Source organism: Kineococcus sp. TRM81007 (assembly GCF_022669155.1).
Classification (GTDB): Bacteria; Actinomycetota; Actinomycetes; order Actinomycetales; family Kineococcaceae; genus Kineococcus.
In genome coordinates, this window is sequence record NZ_JALBVB010000051.1 from 186,455 (window position 1) to 203,386 (window position 16,932).

18 protein-coding genes are annotated in these 16,932 nt (G+C 77.7%); 5 read left to right on the top strand and 13 right to left on the bottom strand.

Going from position 1 to position 16,932, the window contains the following annotated elements:
• Positions 1 to 20: 20 nt before the first annotated feature.
• From hemB to MN205_RS10285, 6 genes are all read right to left on the bottom strand, one after another.
• On the bottom strand, positions 21 to 1,031 hold the full coding sequence (hemB, locus tag MN205_RS10260) for a porphobilinogen synthase (RefSeq protein WP_242126882.1): 1,011 nt from the start codon (positions 1,029 to 1,031) through the stop codon (positions 21 to 23).
• The gene (locus MN205_RS10265) at positions 1,028 to 2,782 is read right to left on the bottom strand and encodes a uroporphyrinogen-III synthase (protein ID WP_242126884.1); all 1,755 of its coding nucleotides are present in this window, start codon (positions 2,780 to 2,782) and stop codon (positions 1,028 to 1,030) included. Before MN205_RS10265 ends, hemB begins: the two co-directional genes overlap by 4 nt.
• On the bottom strand, positions 2,779 to 3,798 hold the full coding sequence (gene hemC / locus MN205_RS10270; RefSeq protein WP_242126886.1) for a hydroxymethylbilane synthase: 1,020 nt from the start codon (positions 3,796 to 3,798) through the stop codon (positions 2,779 to 2,781). Before hemC ends, MN205_RS10265 begins: the two co-directional genes overlap by 4 nt.
• Positions 3,795 to 5,129 (bottom strand): glutamyl-tRNA reductase, encoded by a 1,335-nt coding sequence (locus tag MN205_RS10275; RefSeq protein WP_374115905.1) that lies wholly within the window; start codon positions 5,127 to 5,129, stop codon positions 3,795 to 3,797. Before MN205_RS10275 ends, hemC begins: the two co-directional genes overlap by 4 nt.
• Entirely contained in the window at positions 5,130 to 5,867 is a 738-nt protein-coding gene (locus tag MN205_RS10280) for a redox-sensing transcriptional repressor Rex (protein WP_374115910.1), read from the bottom strand.
• 255 nt (positions 5,868 to 6,122) lie between these two features.
• Positions 6,123 to 6,407, bottom strand: a complete 285-nt coding sequence (locus MN205_RS10285) for a glutaredoxin family protein (protein ID WP_242126890.1) — start codon at positions 6,405 to 6,407, stop codon at positions 6,123 to 6,125.
• 68 nt (positions 6,408 to 6,475) lie between these two features.
• On the opposite strand from MN205_RS10285, the gene MN205_RS10290 reads away from it, so the two are divergent.
• Positions 6,476 to 7,267: an HAD family phosphatase gene (locus MN205_RS10290; protein WP_242126892.1), complete on the top strand. Its 792-nt coding sequence runs from the start codon at positions 6,476 to 6,478 to the stop codon at positions 7,265 to 7,267.
• Between the two features lie 60 nt (positions 7,268 to 7,327).
• Here the strand turns inward: MN205_RS10290 and MN205_RS10295 are convergent, their stop codons facing one another.
• The 6 genes from MN205_RS10295 to MN205_RS10320 all read right to left on the bottom strand — a co-directional run bounded on the left by MN205_RS10295 (position 7,328) and on the right by MN205_RS10320 (position 11,848).
• Complete coding sequence (locus tag MN205_RS10295) at positions 7,328 to 7,426, bottom strand: 30S ribosomal protein bS22 (protein ID WP_012085056.1); 99 nt, start codon at positions 7,424 to 7,426, stop codon at positions 7,328 to 7,330.
• Positions 7,427 to 7,561: 135 nt separating this feature from the next.
• The gene (locus MN205_RS10300) at positions 7,562 to 7,762 is read right to left on the bottom strand and encodes a helix-turn-helix domain-containing protein (protein ID WP_242126894.1); all 201 of its coding nucleotides are present in this window, start codon (positions 7,760 to 7,762) and stop codon (positions 7,562 to 7,564) included.
• Positions 7,763 to 7,929: 167 nt separating this feature from the next.
• Entirely contained in the window at positions 7,930 to 9,171 is a 1,242-nt protein-coding gene (locus tag MN205_RS10305; RefSeq protein ID WP_242126896.1) for an acetoin utilization protein AcuC, read from the bottom strand.
• Between the two features lie 22 nt (positions 9,172 to 9,193).
• Positions 9,194 to 10,039 (bottom strand): pyrroline-5-carboxylate reductase, encoded by an 846-nt coding sequence (gene proC, locus MN205_RS10310; protein WP_242126898.1) that lies wholly within the window; start codon positions 10,037 to 10,039, stop codon positions 9,194 to 9,196.
• Positions 10,036 to 10,860 (bottom strand): sugar phosphate isomerase/epimerase, encoded by an 825-nt coding sequence (locus tag MN205_RS10315; RefSeq protein WP_242126899.1) that lies wholly within the window; start codon positions 10,858 to 10,860, stop codon positions 10,036 to 10,038. The genes proC and MN205_RS10315 overlap by 4 nt, the downstream gene beginning before the upstream one ends.
• Before the next feature lie 10 nt (positions 10,861 to 10,870).
• Positions 10,871 to 11,848 (bottom strand): Ppx/GppA phosphatase family protein, encoded by a 978-nt coding sequence (locus tag MN205_RS10320; protein WP_242126901.1) that lies wholly within the window; start codon positions 11,846 to 11,848, stop codon positions 10,871 to 10,873.
• On the opposite strand from MN205_RS10320, the gene MN205_RS10325 reads away from it, so the two are divergent.
• Both MN205_RS10325 and MN205_RS10330 read left to right on the top strand, forming a co-directional pair.
• Entirely contained in the window at positions 11,847 to 12,758 is a 912-nt protein-coding gene (locus MN205_RS10325; protein ID WP_374115906.1) for a hypothetical protein, read from the top strand. The two genes, MN205_RS10320 and MN205_RS10325, sit on opposite strands and share 2 nt — an antisense overlap.
• Positions 12,755 to 13,456 (top strand): class I SAM-dependent methyltransferase, encoded by a 702-nt coding sequence (locus MN205_RS10330; protein ID WP_242126904.1) that lies wholly within the window; start codon positions 12,755 to 12,757, stop codon positions 13,454 to 13,456. The genes MN205_RS10325 and MN205_RS10330 overlap by 4 nt, the downstream gene beginning before the upstream one ends.
• Before the next feature lie 30 nt (positions 13,457 to 13,486).
• On the opposite strand, the gene MN205_RS21820 is transcribed toward MN205_RS10330, so the two are convergent.
• Positions 13,487 to 14,740 carry a diguanylate cyclase gene (locus MN205_RS21820; protein WP_242126906.1) on the bottom strand — a complete coding sequence of 418 codons (1,254 nt, stop codon included), beginning with the start codon at positions 14,738 to 14,740 and terminating at the stop codon, positions 13,487 to 13,489.
• Positions 14,741 to 14,944: 204 nt separating this feature from the next.
• Between MN205_RS21820 and MN205_RS10340 the strand changes: the two genes are divergently transcribed.
• Positions 14,945 to 15,325, top strand: coding sequence for a hypothetical protein (locus MN205_RS10340; RefSeq protein ID WP_242126908.1), 381 nt, complete (start codon positions 14,945 to 14,947; stop codon positions 15,323 to 15,325).
• A gap of 133 nt (positions 15,326 to 15,458) precedes the next feature.
• On the top strand, positions 15,459 to 16,877 hold the full coding sequence (radA, locus tag MN205_RS10345; RefSeq protein ID WP_242126911.1) for a DNA repair protein RadA: 1,419 nt from the start codon (positions 15,459 to 15,461) through the stop codon (positions 16,875 to 16,877).
• The last annotated feature ends 55 nt before the right edge of the window (positions 16,878 to 16,932 follow it).

Consider the following 16,932-nt stretch of genomic DNA (forward strand, 5'->3'; position numbering starts at 1 on the left):
CGTTCTCGCCCGGAGAGGCCTCAGCCCAGCCAGCGCTGCGCGGCCTCCAGCGCCCAGTACGTCAGCACGACCTGCGCGCCGCCGCGGCGCAGCGCCAGCAGCGACTCCAGCGCCACCCGCTCGCGGTCGATCGCGCCGGCCTGCGCGGCGAACTCGACCATCGCGTACTCGCCGGAGACCTGGTAGCTCGCCACCGGGACGTCGGCGACGTCCGCGACCGCGCGCAGCACGTCCAGGTACGGCAGGCCCGGCTTGACCATCACCAGGTCCGCGCCCTCGTCCAGGTCCAGGCGCAGCTCGCGCAGCGCCTCGGCGACGTTCGCGGCCGGGTCCTGCTGGTAGGTGCGCCGGTCCCCCGTGAGCTGCGAGTCCACGGCCTCGCGGAACGGGCCGTAGAACGCGCTGGCGTACTTCACCGCGTACGCGAGCATCGCCACGTCCTCGCGGCCGGCGTCGTCCAGCACCGCGCGCAGGTGCCCGATCTGGCCGTCCATCATGCCGCTGGGCCCCAGCAGGTGCGCGCCCGCCGCGGCCTGCGCCAGCGCCATGGACGCGTAGCGGTCCAGGGTCGCGTCGTTGTCCACGCGGCCGCGCTCGTCGAGCACGCCGCAGTGGCCGTGGTCGGTGAACTCGTCCAGGCACAGGTCGGCCATGACGACGAGCTCGTCGCCGACCGCCTCGCGCACGTCCGCCAGGGCGACGTTGAGGATCCCGTCCAGGTCGTCGGCGCCCGAGCCCACCGCGTCGCGCGACGCGGGCACGCCGAACAGCATGATCCCGCCCAGGCCGGCGGCCACGGCCTCCTTCGCCGTGGCCACCAGGGAGGCGCGGGTGTGCTGCACCACACCCGGCAGGGTGCGGATCGGCTGCGGCTCGGCGGCGCCCTCGCGCACGAACACCGGCAGCACCAGGTCGGAGGGGTGCAGGTGCACGTCCGTCACCAGCCGACGCATCCCCGGCGTCGCGCGCAGCCGGCGCGGGCGCACCGGCAGCGCCGGCACCGCCCGGCGGGACGGCTCCAGGCCGCTCACCGGGACCGCCGGCGCGCCGGGGACTTGCGCTGGCTGGGCCGCAGCACCGGCTCACCGGCCTCCGCGGCCGCCGCCCGCAGCCCCTCGCCGTACGCGGCGAGCGCGTCCACGAGCGCCGCGGCGCTCGGCTCGGCGGCCAGCACGTCCACCCGCAGGCCGTGCTCCTCGGCGGTCTTCGCCGTCGCCGGGCCGATGCACGCCACCACCGTCGACGGGTGCGGCTTGCCGGCGATGCCGACGAGGTTGCGCACCGTGGAGCTGGAGGTGAAGACCACCGCGTCGAACGCGCCGGTCTTGATGGCCTCGCGCACCGGCGCGGCCGGTGGTGCGGCGCGCACCGTGCGGTAGGCGGTGACGTCGTCGACCTCCCAGCCGTTCTCCTGCAGGCCCGCCACCAGGGTGTCGGTGGCGATGTCCGCGCGCGGCAGGAACACCCGGTCGATGGGGTCGAGGACCTCGTCGTAGGGCGGCCACGCGGCCAGCAGGCCGGTCGCGGACTGCTCCCCGTCGGGCACCAGGTCCGGCTCGATGCCCCACTCGCGCAGCGCGTCCGCCGTCACCCCGCCCACCGCGGCGACCTTCAGGCCGCTGAACGCGCGCGCGTCCAGCCCGTACTCGGCGAACTTCTCGCGCACCGCGCGCACCGCGTTGACGGAGGTGAACCCGATCCACTCGTAGCGGCCCGTCACCAGGCCCTTGACGGCCTTCTCCATCTGCTGCGGCGTGCGCGGCGGCTCCACCGAGATGGTGGGGACGACGTCCGCGGTGGCGCCGTGCTCGGCGAGCAGCGCCGTGGTGCCGCCGGCCTGCTCCTTGGTGCGCGGCACCAGCACCCGCCAGCCGAACAGCGGCTTCGTCTCGTACCAGGACGCCTGTTCGCGCAGGCTCACCACGTCGCCGACCACGGCGGTCGTCGGCGAGCCGTCGATCGCGGTGGCGATCGGCTCCAGCTCGCCCAGCGTGGTGGTGGTCGTGGACTGGGTGGTCGTCGTGCCGTGCGAGGTCAGCGCCACCGGCGTGCGGGGGGCGCGCCCCGCGGCCAGCAGGCCCACCGCGGCGGCCGCGATGTCGTCGCCGGTGCCCAGCACCACGACGGTGGAGTCGGCGCCCGCGTGCCGGGACCAGTCCACGTCGCGGCCCGCCGGGTGCACCACGTTCACGCTCGTGGTGGCGGCCGCGGTCATCGGCACCCCCGCGTAGGCGGGGACGGCGCTGACGGCGGAGACCCCCGGCACCACGTCGAAGCCGACGCCCGCCTTGCGGCAGGCGGCGATCTCCTCGGCCAGCCCGCTGAACGTGGACGGGTCGCCGTCCATGAGGCGCACCACGCGGCCGCCGGACTTCGCGGCCTTCACCACCAGCTTGGCGCGCGCGGCCCGGGTGGTCGCGTCCACGCCGTCGCCGGAGCCGGCGTCCACCACCTGCACGCCGTCGCGGGCGTGCCGGGCCACCAGGTCCTCGCGGGCGCCGGAGTCCAGCACCACCACGTCCGCGGCGCCCAGCAGCTCCACGGCCCGCAGCGTCAGCAGGCCGGGGTCACCGGGGCCGGCGCCGACGAACGAGACGTGCCCCAGGCGGCGCGCGGAGCCGTTCGCGGCGGCGCCGTGCGCGGAACCGGCGGCGGCCGAGGCCCGGCGCGCCGGCGCGGGGGGCGCCTCGGTCAGGACGGTGACCTCCGGGGCGGGCACGGCGCCCGCGGCCGGCGCGGTCTGAGCGGTCTCCAGGACCGGGCTGTTCGTCGTCGTGCTCACGAGCCACTCTCCGGGTCGGGACGTGGACCGGCCGGGGCTCGGTCCGGGGTGTGCTCCTGCGCGCCGCCGGCGGCGGCAGGAGGTCGTGCGGGGGTCGCGAGGGGTTCCAGGGCGTCGGCCGCGCCGGCCAGCGGGCCGGCGAGCAGCCCGACGGCCGTGCGCTGCCCCAGGGCGCGCGCGGCCCCCGGGTCGGCGACCGCGCCGGTGACGTCGCGGCGCACCAGCCCGTCCGGGCCCTGCACCGCCAGCGCCAGGCGCAGCTCGCCGCCGTCGAGGTGGGCGTGCGCACCCACGGGCGCGGAGCAGCCGGCCTCCAGGCCGGCCAGGAGCTGGCGCTCGGCGAGGACCGCCAGGCGGTCGGCGGGCGAGTCCAGGGCGCCGGCGACCGCCAGCACCTCCGCGTCGTCGGCGCGGCACTCCACCGCCAGCGCGCCCTGCCCGGGGGCCGGCACGAACGCCTGCGCGTCCAGCAGCTCGGTGGCCTCCCCCAGGCGCCCCAGGCGCGCCAGGCCCGCCGCGGCCAGCACCACGGCGTCCAGCTCGCCGGAGGACACCATCCGCAGCCGGGTGTCGACGTTGCCGCGCACCGGGACGACGTCGAGGTCGGGGCGGGCGTCCAGCAGCAGCGCCCGTCGGCGCGGGGAGCCGGTGCCGACGCGCGCGCCGGCCGGCAGCTGCGCCAGGGTCCGCCCGTCGGCGGCCACCAGCGCGTCGCGCGGGTCCTCGCGCTGCGGCACGGCCGCCAGCGCCAGGCCGTCCGCCGCGGCGGTCGGCAGGTCCTTCAGGGAGTGCACCGCCAGGTCCACCTCGCCGGCCAGCAGCGCGTCGCGCAGCGCGGAGACGAACACGCCGGTGCCGCCGATGACGGCCAGCGGCGCGCGGTCCACGTCGCCGTGCGTGGTGATCTCCACGAGCTCCACGTCGGCACCGCGCGCGCGCAGCGCGTCCGCGACCCAGCCGCTCTGCGTCGTGGCCAGGGCGCTGCGCCGGGTGCCCAGCCGCAGCGGGCGCGTCACGACAGCCTCCCGACGGCCTCGGCGACGGTGCCCGACAGGGGCCCCTCCACCACGCGCGGCGAGGAGCCCGCGGCACCGCCGACCTCCAGGTCGAACAGCGCCCGCAGCGCGGCGGCGTACCCCGCACCGCCCGGCGACTCCGCCAGCTCCTTCACCCGCACCGTGGGGGTGTGCAGCAGCTTCTCCACGATGCGGTGCACCGCGCGGTCCACCTCGGCGCGGGTGGCGCCGTCCAGGTCCACGCGCCCGGCCAGCCGGCGCATCTCCGTGTCCACGACGTGCCGGGCCTGCGCGCGCAGCGCCACCACCGTCGGCGCCACGTCCGCCACCCGCAGCGACGCCGCGTAGGCGGCGACCTCCTCGGTGACGATGGCGCGCACCGCGCGCAGGTCGTCGGCCACCGCGCTGCCGGCGAGGTCCGCGCCCAGGCCCTCCAGGTCCACCAGGTGCGCACCGGGCAGCGTGGCGACGTCCGGGTCGATGTCGCGCGGCAGCGCCAGGTCCGCCAGCAGCATCGGGCGCTGCGGGCGGTCCAGCAGCGCGCTGGCCACGACCGCCACGTCGAGCACGTGCCCGACGGCGCCCGTGCAGCTGACCACGACGTCGGCCGCGGCGACCTCCGCGCGCAGCGCGTCGAGCCCGGTGGCGCGCCCGCCCACCGCGGCGGCCAGGCGCTGCGCCCGCTCCGGCGTGCGGTTGGCCACGACGACGTCCATCCCGGCGCGGTGCAGCGTCGTGGCCACCAGCGCGCTCATCGCGCCGGCACCCACCACCAGCGCCCGCCCGCCCGCCACGGGGCCCACGACGTCGCGGGCGCGCACGAGGGCCGCGTCGACCAGGGAGGCGCCGGCGGCGTCCAGCGACGTCTCGGAGTGGGCGCGCTTGCCCACCCGCAGCGCGTTCTGCAGCAGGCGGTCCAGGGTGCCGCCGCCGCGGTCGGAGCCGTGCAGCTCGCGCAGCGCGCCGCGCAGCTGGCCGAGGATCTGCGCCTCGCCCACCGCCATCGAGTCCAGCCCGCACGCCACCCGGAACAGGTGCTCCACGCCCGCGTCCTCGTAGTGGACGTAGAGCTGGTCGCCCAGCTCGTCCAGGGGGACGCCGATGCGCCGCGCCAGCGCCTCACCGACCGCCGCGACCCCGCCGTGGAAGCGCGTGACGTCGCTGTAGACCTCCACCCGGTTGCAGGTGGACAGCACGAACGCCTCCTCCACGTGCGGGGAGGCCGTCAGCTCCGCCACGGTGCGCGCGGCGGAGGCGTCGTCGAAGGAGGCCCGCTCGAGCACCTCCAGGGCGGCGGTGCGGTGGGACAGGCCCACGACCATGAGGGTCACTCAGACGACCTCCTCGACGCGGTGCAGCGCGTGCGGCAGCAGGGGACCGGCGGGGGCGCCGGTGGCGCCGCGCGGACCGGCGGCGCTGGGGCGGTGGGCGGGTGCGGCGGCGCGCCGCTGGGCGTGGAACGCGAGGATCTGCAGCTCCGAGGCGAGGTCGACCTTGCGCACGTCCACGCCGTCGGGGACGCGCAGCACGGTGGGGGCGAAGTTGAGGACGCTGCGGGTGCCGGCCGCCACGAGGCGGTCGCACACGGCCTGCGCGTGCCGGGCGGGCACCGCGAGCACCGCGATCGCCGAGCCGGGTTCGCCGACGACCTCGCCGAACTCCTCGAGCGGGCGCACCCGCAGGCCGCCCACGACCCGGCCGATCACCGCCGGGTCGTCGTCGAACAGGCCCACCACCGTGAAGCCGCGCGAGGCGAAGCCGCTGTAGCCGGCCAGCGCGTGGCCCAGGTTGCCGACGCCCACGATGACGACCCGCCAGCTGGCGGCCTGCCCGAGGCGGTCGGCGATGTGCCGGTGCAGCTGCTCCACGTCGTACCCGACGCCGCGCGTGCCGTAGCTGCCCAGGTGGGAGAGGTCCTTGCGCAGCTTCGCCGAGCCGACCCCGGCGGCCTCGGCCAGCGCCTCGGAGGACACGGTGCGCGAACCGGCCTCGGCGAGCGCGCTCAGGGCCCGCAGGTACTGCGGCAGCCGCGCCACCGTCGCCTCGGGGACCGCCGGCGCCTCGGGCACCGCGGTGCCGGGGGCCGGGGGGCGGTCGGCGCCGTCGGCGGTGGGCGCGCCGTCGCGGGGCGCGCTGCTCACGTCGTCCTCGTCCACTGCGGTCAGACCCGGCACCCTCGTACGTGCTCGCCGGCGCGGCTCGCCGGCCCGTTCACCGGCCGTGCCGACCGGGAGCGCCGCCCAGCGGCGCCCCAGCAGAGTAAGCGTTTGTGAACGCGCGCACAAAGTCGCGCGGTGTCGGCGGCGCGGCGCGCGACCGGCGCCTCAGCGGCCGCGGCGCCACCAGCGCCGGCCCGCGAGCGCCTGCTCGAGGCGCCCGGCGTCCAGCCGGCCGAAGTCGCGCTCGGTGCCGTCCACGAGCACCACCGGGACCCGGTCCGAGAAGCGCCGCAGCAGCTCCGGATCACCGTCCACGTCGACCTCGGCCCACGCCGTCCCGGCGCGCTCGGCGACGGCCCGCACCACCTCGCGCCCCTCGTCGCACAGGTGGCACCCGGTGCGCGAGACCAGCACCACCCGCACGCCCTCGTCGCCCGTCCCGCTCCGCACGGGCCCATCCTCCCCCCGCGGGCTCGTGCGGGGCTCGCGCGGGGGCGGCCGCGGCCTACGATGCGGTGGTGGCGACTGGCCGGGTGACGACGCCCCAACCCTGCGAGGCCGCGTTCTTCGACCTGGACAACACGCTGGTGCGCGGCGCGTCGCTGTTCTACTTCGCGCGCGGCCTGCACGCCCGGGGCTTCTTCTCGCGGCGGGAGCTGCGCCGCTTCGCGCGCCGGGCGCTGCACTACGCGGTGCGCGGGGAGGTGCACGGCCACCTGCTGGAGGCGCGGGACCTGGCGCTGGCGTTCGTGGCGGGCCACACCACCGAGGAGATCCGCGCCATCGGCGAGGAGGTCTACGAGGAGCACATGGGGGCGAAGGTGCGCCCGGCGGCGCGGGCGCTGGCGGACCGGCACCTGCGCGAGGGGGCGCCGGTGTGGCTGGTGACGGCGGCGCCGGTGGAGCTGGCGGACGTCGTGGCGCGCCGGCTGGGCCTGACGGGCGCGCTGGGCACGGTCGCCGAGAGCGTGGACGGCACCTACACGGGACGCCTGGTGACCGAGCCGCTGCACGGGCCGGCGAAGGCGGAGGCCGTGCGGGGGCTGGCGGTGGCGGCCGGCTGGGACCTGGCGCGCTGCGCGGCGTACTCGGACTCCGCGAACGACCTGCCGCTGCTGTCGCTGGTGGGGCGGCCGGTGGCCGTGAACCCGGACGCCGCGCTGCGCCGGCACGCGAGGCGGCACGGCTGGGAGGTGCGCGAGTTCCGGCGGTGGCGGCACGCGGCGCGCTGGACGGTGCGCGCGGGTGCGGCGGGGGCGGTGGGGGCCGCGGCGCTGGGGCTGGCGGGCCTGGTGCGGCGCGCGGCGTAGGTGCGCCGACGGGCGGGCCCCCGGTGGGGACCCGCCCGTCGGCGGTCGGCTTCGTTCAGCTCACTTCTTGTTGCGACGCTGGTGGCGCGTGCGGCGGAGCAGCTTGCGGTGCTTCTTCTTCGCCATGCGCTTGCGGCGCTTCTTGATGACAGAGCCCAAGGGGTCCTCGCTCACTCGACGGGTGCTTCTCGCGTCCAGCCGCTGACGCGGCAAACCGACGCCAGTCTACCGGCCCGGCGGGGGCACGGCGCCCGCCGCCTCCGCCGGCCGCTCACCCGCCGGCCCCGGAGGGCCTCAGGCGGTGTCGATGTAGGCCTGACGCAGGTACTCGTGCACGGCGTCCTCGGGCACCCGGAAGGAGCGGCCGACCCGGACCGCGGGCAGGTCGCCGCTGTGCACGAGCCGGTAGACGGTCATCTTCGACACGCGCATCATCGACGCCACCTCCGCCACGGTCAGGAACCGGACGTCGGACAGCGGACGGTCCTCAGGCATCCCCACAGCACCTTCCACCTCGCGCCAGCGGCCCGCCGGCCTCCCGGACGGGGAGTGGGGGCGCGTCCCGCCACCCACTGTAGGGGTAGGTGCGACACGGGTGGAAGAGATGCGTGTCCAAAGAGTCACCCAGAGTGACTTGAGCGGTGCGTGAGGCCTGGCTGCGTTCAGTCGAACTCCGGGTCCAGGCCGTGCAGCGGGAAGGCCGCCCGCCGCGTCGCCAGGATCGCCCGGTCCACCGGGTCCGCCGGGTCGTAGCCCGACGACCACGCCTGGAACGCCCCGCTCTCCCCGTCCGTCATCGTCCGCGGCGCCTCGCGGCCGATCGTCTCCTCCACGTGCGAGCGCCACGACCCCGGCAGCGGCGTCGCGGGGTCCAGCGGCCGGTGCGCCGCCTCGGCCACCAGGTGCGCCCACGTGCGCGGCACCACGTCCACCACCTCGTAGCCGCCCCCGCCCAGCGCCAGCCAGCGACCGCCCGCCGCGGAGTGCGCCAGCGCGTGCATCGCCGCCGCCGCCGCGCGCTGCGCGTCCAGCGACACCACCAGGTGCCCCAGCGGGTCCAGGGCGTGCGTGTCGCAGCCGTGCTGCGTCACCAGCACGTCCGGCGCGAACGACGCCACCAGCTGCGGCACCACCGAGTGCACCGCCCGCAGCCACCCCGCGTCGCGCGTGCCCGCCGGCAGCGCCAGGTTCACCGCGCCGCCCAGCGCGCCCGGCCCGCCCAGCTCGTCCGCGAAGCCGGTCCCGGGGAACAGGGTGGTGCCCGACTCGTGCACGCTGATCGTCAGCACCCGCGGCTCGTCCCAGAACACCGCCTCCGTGCCGTCACCGTGGTGGCAGTCCAGGTCCACGTAGACCACGCGCTCGGCGCCCTCGTCGAGCATCGCGCGGATGGACGCCGCCGCGTCGTTGTAGACGCAGAAGCCGCTCGCGCACCCCGGCTTGGCGTGGTGCATCCCGCCGCAGAAGTTCACCCCGTGCTGGGCGCGCCCCGCCAGCAGGGCCCGCCCCAGCTCCACCGAACCGCCCACGATGCGCGCCGCCGCCTCGTGCATCCCCGGGAAGGCCGGGTCGTCCTCGGTGCCCAGGCCGAACACCTCCTGGGCGCTGCCCGGGTCCGCCGAGGCCGCCTGCACCGCGGCCACGTACTCCGGCTCGTGCACCGTGCGCAGCAGGTCCTCACCGGCCGGCTGCGCCGAGACCACCCGCAGGCCCGGCGCCGAGAACAGGCCCAGCGACTCGCACAGCCGGGCCGTCAGGTCCAGCCGGACCGGCGCCATCGGGTGCCAGCGGCCGAAGTCGTAGCGGTTGAAGACGGGGTCCCACACGACCTGCACGACGTCGGGGACCGCGGTCACCTCCGGGACCGCCGGCGCGGTGCGCGGCGCTGAGCTGGCGGGGAGCACGCCGGGCACCCTAGCCACCCGCTCAGCTCCCCGACAGCTGCCGCGAGCGCGCCCAGGCGGCCTCCACGGCCGAGACCAGCGCCGCGCGCACGCCCTCCTCGTCCAGCCGGCGCAGCGCCGCGGCCGTCGTGCCCGCCGGGGACGTCACCTGCTCGCGCAGCACCGTGGGGTGCTGGCCGGTCTCGCGCAGCATGGCCCCGGCCCCCACGACCGTCTGCACCACCAGCTCGGTCGCGGCCGCCCGCGGCAGGCCCAGCAGCACGCCGGCCTCGACCATGGCCTCCACGACGTAGAACACGTACGCCGGCCCGGAACCCGACAGGGCCGTCACCGCGTCGATGTGCTTCTCCGGCAGCACGACCGTGCGCCCGCACGAGCGCAGCAGGTCCTCCGCCTCGGCGAGGTCCGCGTCCGTGCAGGCGCTGCCGCCGGCGAGCGCGGCCATGCCCTCGTCGACCAGCGAGGGGGTGTTCGGCATGACCCGCACCACGGCCGTGCCGGCGGGCAGCCGCGCCTCGATCGCGGCGGTCGTCACCCCCGCGGCCAGCGAGACGACGAGCGCGCTGGGCGCCAGGTGCGGGGCCAGGGAGTCCAGCAGGGCGTCGAGGTCCTGCGGCTTGACGGCCAGCAGCACGGTGGCCGCGTCGCGCACCGCGGCCGGCTCGTCCACCACCCGCACACCGAAGCGCTCGTGCAGCTCCGCGCCGCGCCCGGCGCGGCGGTCCAGGACGAGCACGCCGGCGGGGCTGCGACCGGCGCGCAGCAGGCCGCCCAGCAGCGCCTGCCCCATCACGCCGGCGCCGACGAGGACCAGCAGGCCGTGCGGGCGCCCCGGGCCCGGTGCGGCGGCGGCCTCCGGCGCGCTCACGCCGACCCCTCCCCCACGGGCGCCGGCGCCAGGTGGCGCCGGGCGAACTCCAGCGTGCGGGCCAGCTCCCGCTCGCGCGCCGCGCGACCGCGCGCGCGCCGGGTGTTCACCTCGGCGACCACGCCGCCGGTGAAGCCGGTGGCCGCCAGGTGCTGCAGCACCTCCGCGCACGGCTGCGCGCCGTCCCCGGGCACGAGGTGCTCGTCCTTCAGGGAGCCGGAGCCGTCGCACAGGTGCACGTGGGCCAGGCGGTCGCCGAACGCCCGCGCCAGCTCCAGGGAGTCCAGGCCCGACGTGGCCGCGTGCGAGAGGTCCAGGGTCAGGTTCCGGTAGCCGACGTGGGTGGGGTCCCAGCCGGGGGCGTAGGCGACGACCTCCCGGCCGCGCGCGCGCCAGGGGAACATGTTCTCCACCGCCAGGGTGACGCCCGTGCGCGCCTCCAGCGCCTCGACGCCCTCGACGAAGCCGGCGGCGTACTCGCGCTGCCAGCGGAACGGCGGGTGCACCACCACCGTGGGGGCACCGAGCGTCGCCGCCAGCTCGCAGGACTTCTCGACCTTGCCCCACGGGTCGCCGCGGCCCCAGATGCGCTGCGTCAGCAGCAGCGTGGGCGCGTGCACCGAGACCACCGGAACGCCGAAGTGGTCCACCAGGCGCTGCAGGGCCGCGGCGTCCTGGCTGACGGGGTCCGTCCACACCATGACCTCGACGCCGTCGTAGCCGAGCCGGGCGGCGATCTCGAACGCCGCGGTGGTCGACTCGGGGTACGAGCAGGAGGTCGACAGGCCCACCGGGAGCGGCCCGCCGTGCTGGAGGTCCATGCGGTCCAACCTAGAGCGCGACCACGTCGGCGCGCGCTCCCGGTACCGCCGCGCCCCGCCCGGCACCGATGGCGTCCAGGCGCCGCAGGATGATCCCCTCGCGCAGCGCCCACGGGCCCACCAGGGCCTCCTCCACGCCGAGCAGCTCGAAGACGGCCTCGCCGACGAGGGCCCCGGCCAGCACCTGGTGGGCGCGCTCCACGGCCACGCCCGGCAGCTGGGCGCGCTGCGCGCACGTCATGCGGGCCAGTTCCGGGACCCTCGCGCTCAGGTCCTCCCGGCGCAGCACCCGCCGCACCCGCGGCCCCTCGGCGCTGGGCGCCGCGCCGCACAGCCGCGCCAGGCTGCGGAAGGTCTTGCTGGTGACGACCACGGCGTCGGGGGCGCCGGCGCGGGTGACGTCGCGCACCCGGGCGGCGATCTGCTGGCGCACGTAGCGGCGCACCTCGCGCACCGCCTCCTTCGAGGGCGGGTCGCCCGGCAGCCGGTCACGGGTCAGCCGGCCGGCGCCCAGGGGCAGCGAGAACGACACGTCCGGCGCCTCGTCCAGGCCCGCGGCGACCTCCAGGGACCCGCCGCCGATGTCCAGCACCAGCAGGCGCCCGGCCGACCAGCCGTACCAGCGGCGCACCGCCAGGAACGTCAGGTCCGCCTCGGCGGTGCCGGGCAGCACCTCCAGGCGCACCCCGGTGCGCTCGGCGACGTGGGCGAGGACCTCCTCGCCGTTGGTGGCGTCGCGCACGGCGGAGGTCGCGAACGCCAGCAGCTCCTCCACGCCGGCGTCCTCGGCGGCGCGGGCGGCCTCCTCCACGGCGGCGGTCAGCCCGGCGACCCCCTTGGCGTTCACCGCGCCCGAGCCGTCCAGGTGCTCGGCCAGGCGCAGCATCCGGCGGGTGGAGTCCGCCGCCAGCGGGTGCGCGCCGGGGTGGGCGTCCACCACGAGGAGGTGGACGGTGTTGGAACCCACGTCGAGGACGCCCAAGCGCATGGGCCGAACCCTAGGGGACCGCCGGGCGCGCCCCCGCACGCGCTCCGCGGGCCGGGCACCGCGACGCGCGTACCCTCGTGCGGTGCCCGTCGCCCCCCTGCCCGAACCGGCGGCCGAGGTCCCCCTGGACGGCCCCCGGCTGTGGATCGAGTTCCCCGAGCCGGCCGACGTCGCCGAGGACCCGGACGCCGCACCGGGCACCGTGTACCGCTGCGACCTGACGTGGCTGACCTCCGACTACACGTGCATCTTCGGCGCCGGCTGCCCCGGCATCCACGCCGACGCCCCCGACGTGGGCTGCTGCGCGCTGGGCGCGCACTTCACCGAGCCCGCCGACGAGCAGCGGGTCGCCGCGGCCGTGGCGCGCCTGACGCCCGCGACGTGGCAGTACCACGACGAGGGCCGCGCGAACGGGTGGACGGAGCCGGAGGACGGGGACGTGAAGACCCGCGTCGTCGACGGCGGGTGCGTGTTCGCCAACCGCTCCGGGTTCGCCGCCGGCGCCGGGTGCGCGCTGCACCTGCTGGCCCTGACCGAGGGCGTGGAACCGCTGACGCTGAAGCCGGACGTGTGCTGGCAGCTGCCGCTGAAGCGCTCCTACCGCACCGTCGCGCGCGGCGACGGCAGCGAGTACCTGGAGGTGACGATCGCCGAGTACGACCGCCGCGGCTGGGGCGAGGGCGGGCACGACCTGGACTGGTACTGCACCTCCAACCCGGCCGCCCACGTGGGCACCCGCCCGCTGTTCCGCAGCGCGGAGGCGGAGCTGCGCGAGCTGGTCGGCGACGGCGCCTACGAGGAGCTGGCCCGGCACTGCGAGGCGCTGCTGCGGCGCACCCGCGGGGGTGCGCACCGCCGGCTGCTGCCCCTGACGGTGCACCCCGCGGACCGCTCGCGCGCGCCCCGGTGAGCCCGGCGGACCTGCCCGGGGTGGTGCCCAGCCCGAACGTGTGGGACTCCCCCGACGTCTACGAGCTGGAGAACCTCGCCGTCGACCGCGGCGGGGTCCTCGAGGCGGCGATGCGCTCGGTGCGGGACTGGGCCGGTGCCGACGTGCTCGACGTCGGCTGCGGCACCGGGTTCCACCTGCCGCGCTTCGCCGCGAGCGCGCGCAGCGTCACCGGCGTCGAGCCGCACCCGCCGCTGCTGCGCCGCGCCCTGGAGCGGGTGCGGGGCCTGGCGGGGGTGCGGGTGCTGCACGGCGCGGCGGGGGCGCTGCCGCTGGCGGCCGCGAGCGTCGACGTGGCGCACGCGCGCTGGGCGTACTTCTTCGGCCCCGGCTGCGAACCCGGCCTGGCCGAGCTGGAGCGGGTGGTGCGCCCGGGCGGGGCGGCGTTCGTCGTGGACAACGACGCGACCCGGTCCACGTTCGGGAGCTGGTTCTCCGCCGCGCTGCCCGGCTACGACCAGGCCGCGGTGGACCGCTTCTTCGCGCGCCGCGGCTGGGCCGTCGAGCGGCTGGACGTGGCGTGGGAGTTCGAGCGGCGCGAGGACCTGGAGGCGGTGGTGCGCATCGAGTTCGCGCCCGCGCACGCCGAGCGCTTCCTCGCCGGGCACGCCGGCACGGTCGTCGACTACGCCGTGGTGCTGCGCTGGCGCCGGTTCTGAACGGCCCGCCGTTCCCGGGCGGCGCGCGGCTCAGGCGGCGGGGGCGCGGCGGACCGCGTTGCGGCCGGCCGCCTTCGCGGCGTACAGCGCCTCGTCGGCGCGGCCCAGCAGCGTCGCCACGGGGCCGCCGCAGGCCACCCCGGCGCTGATCGTCACCACACCGGGGCAGCCCTCGGGCCGGGCCGGGTGCGGCGCCGGGTGCGGCAGGGCCAGCGCCTCCACGGCCTCGCGCAGCCGCCCGGCGAGCCCGAGGGCGCCGTCGGCGTCGGTCGCCTCCGCCAGCAGCACCGTGAACTCCTCGCCGCCGAAGCGGGCCAGGACGTCGCCGGGGCGCAGCTGCGCCTGCAGCGCCGCGGCCACCCGGCGCAGGCACTCGTCGCCGCGCTCGTGGCCGAGGGCGTCGTTGTAGGCCTTGAAGCGGTCCACGTCCAGCATCACGGCGCACGCACCGCCGTCGCGCAGGCCGCGCAGGTGCTCGTCCAGGCCCCGGCGGTTGAGCACGCCCGTCAGCCCGTCGCGGCGGGCGGCCTCGGCCAGCCCGGCGTTGGCGGTGGCCAGGGCCTCGATGAGCCGCGCCTGCTCGGCCACCAGCTCCGCCTCGCGGGCGCGGGCCAGGAACGCGGAGCGCTCACCGGCCTCCAGGCCCGCGGCCATCGACACGCCGAACCCGCCGCTGACGACGACGGTCAGCAGGGTGGCGAGGGTCAGGGCGGGGTCGGTGCCCGGTGGGGCCGCCGAGGCCGCCGCGAAGGCGACCAGCGTGGTGAGCGCCACGAGCGCCGAGTGGCGCACGTCGCTGCGCAGCAGCACCACGCTGAAGAGCACGAGGAGCTGCGCGCCGAGGAAGTAGGAGTCGGCGACCTCCGCGGGCGCCGAGCGGGAGACGACGGCCAGCGCGCCGACCTGCAGCACGAGGCTGCCCGCGACCAGCGGGCCGTCCACGCGGGAGGCGGGGCAGCGGGCCAGCCGGCGGCGGCGCCACCAGAGCCCCAGCAGCGCCAGCGGGGTCACGACCGCCCAGCGCGCCACGGCGGAGACCACCGCCACCTGCGGGAAGGTGAGGACGTCGACGAGCACGTACAGGTCGAACAGCGTCAGCCCGATCAGGGCGGTGACGACGAAGGCGCGGGAGCGGGCGGCGTTGCGCTCGGTCTGGAAGGCGCGCTCCCGCTCGGCGGGGAACCGGCGCAGCCCCGCCGGACGGGGCGCGGCCGGGAGGGTGCGCGGTGCGCGCCCGGTCCCGCCGGTCCCGCCGGTCCCGACCCGCGCGCGTCCACCGCTCACCACCACGTCCACCGCATCGGCCCGCGCGGTGGTTCGGTGGAGCACCCGTCACCCGACCGGCGCACCCGCCGCGGACACGCCCGGCACCCCGCCGGTGCCGCGCCGGCGCCGCGCCGGTGCCGCGCCGGTCCGGCGCGGTCGCGACACGGCCGCGACGCGCCACCTGGCTCGCCACGCCGGGGCCCGGGCGTGGATGATGGGGGCATGAGCACGCACTCCGCCCCGCCGGTGCGCCACGAGGAGCAGCGGGCCCTCGCCCCCGTCCGCTGGTCCAGGCCCAGCACCGGCACCGTGGTCGCGCTGGGGGTCTGGGTGGTCGGCCTGGCGGTGGGCGCGCTGGTCCCGGCGCTCCTGCTGGGCTTCGACCCCTACCAGAGCGCCTCGGGCACCCAGGTCGCGATCGCCATGGGCGTCACCGCGCTCGGCGCGCTGATCATGGTCTTCTCCGCCTACCTGCTGTACCGCAAGAGCGGCAGCATCGGCGCGGCCATCCTCGCCTTCGTGCCGAGCTTCGTGCTCGTGGTGCTCGGCGTGCTCATGGCGACGACCAAGCTGCTCTACGGCGAGGGCCCCGCGGGCAGCTGACCCGCACCGCCCACCGCGCGCTCGAGAGGACCGCCGCCCCCCGCGGGGCCGGCGGTCCTCTGGCGTCCGGGACCGTGCGGGCGGCCGGGGCGCCGCGGGCCCGGTGTCGGAGGCGGCGCCTACGGTGCTGACCGTGCCGACCAGGAGCCCCGCCCGTCCCGCCAAGCCGTCCTACCGCTGCGCCGAGTGCGGCTGGACCACCGCGAAGTGGGTGGGCCGCTGCGGGGAGTGCCAGGCGTGGGGGTCGGTGGAGGAGACCGGCGCCCCGGTGGTGCGCACCACGGTGCCCGCGCAGGTGCGCGAGCCGGCGCGCCCCATCGCCGAGGTGGACGTGGAGGCCGCCCGGGCGGCGCCCACGGGCGTGGACGAGCTGGACCGCGTCCTCGGCGGCGGTCTGGTGCCCGGTGCGGTGGTGCTCATGGCGGGCGAGCCCGGCGTGGGCAAGTCGACCCTCCTGCTGGACGCGGCGGCGCGGGTGGCAGCCCGCGGGCGCACGGTGCTGTACGTGACGGCCGAGGAGTCCGCCGCGCAGGTGCGCTTGCGCGCCGAGCGCATCGGCGCGCTGCACCCGCGGCTGCTGCTGGCCTCCGAGACGGACCTGGCCACGGTCCTGGGGCACGTGGAGCAGGCCGGCCCGGACCTGCTGGTGGTGGACTCCGTGCAGACCGTCGCCTCGGGGCAGGTGGAGGGCGCCGCCGGCGGTGTCTCGCAGGTGCGCGAGGTCGCCGGCGCGCTCATCGCCGTCGCCAAGCGCCGCGGCCTGGCGACGCTGCTGGTGGGGCACGTGACGAAGGACGGCTCGATCGCCGGCCCGCGCACCCTGGAGCACCTCGTGGACGTGGTGTGCCAGTTCGAGGGCGAGCGGCACTCGCGGCTGCGGCTGCTGCGCGCGGTGAAGAACCGCTACGGCCCCACCGACGAGGTCGGCTGCTTCGACCTGGGCGAGGACGGGATCGTGGGCCTGCCCGACCCCAGCGGGCTGTTCGTCTCCCGCACGCCGCAGCCGGTGCCGGGCACCTGCATCACCGTCACCCTCGAGGGGCGCCGGCCGCTGCTGGCCGAGCTGCAGGCGCTGGTGGCCACCGACACCTCCGCCGGCAACGCGCGCCGCGTCACCGGGGGCCTGGAGTCCAGCCGGGTCGCCATGGTGCTCGCGGTGCTGCAGCGGCGCCTGGGCGTGGCGCTGGGCAACCGCGACACCTACGTCGCCACCGTCGGCGGCGTGAAGCTCACCGAGCCGTCGGTGGACCTGGCGGCGGCGCTGGCGGTGACCAGCGCCGCGGTGGACCAGCCGCTGCCGGACGGCCTCGTGGCCTTCGGCGAGGTGGGGCTGGCCGGGGAGGTCCGGCCGGTCACGGGCGTGCCGCGCCGGCTGGCCGAGGCGGCGCGGCTGGGGTTCACCGCGGCCGTGGTCCCCACCGGCTCGGTGCCCGACGGCAAGGCACCGGCGGGGATGACCGTGCTGGAGGCCGCCAGCCTGGCCGACGCGGTCGCCCACGCCCGCCTGGGCGAGCCCGAGGAGCCGCGCCGGCGCGGCGGCCGGGCCGGCTGAGGACGGCCCGCGGGCGCCGCGTGCACGGGCGCACCGGGCGCGTCGGGCGGACGCC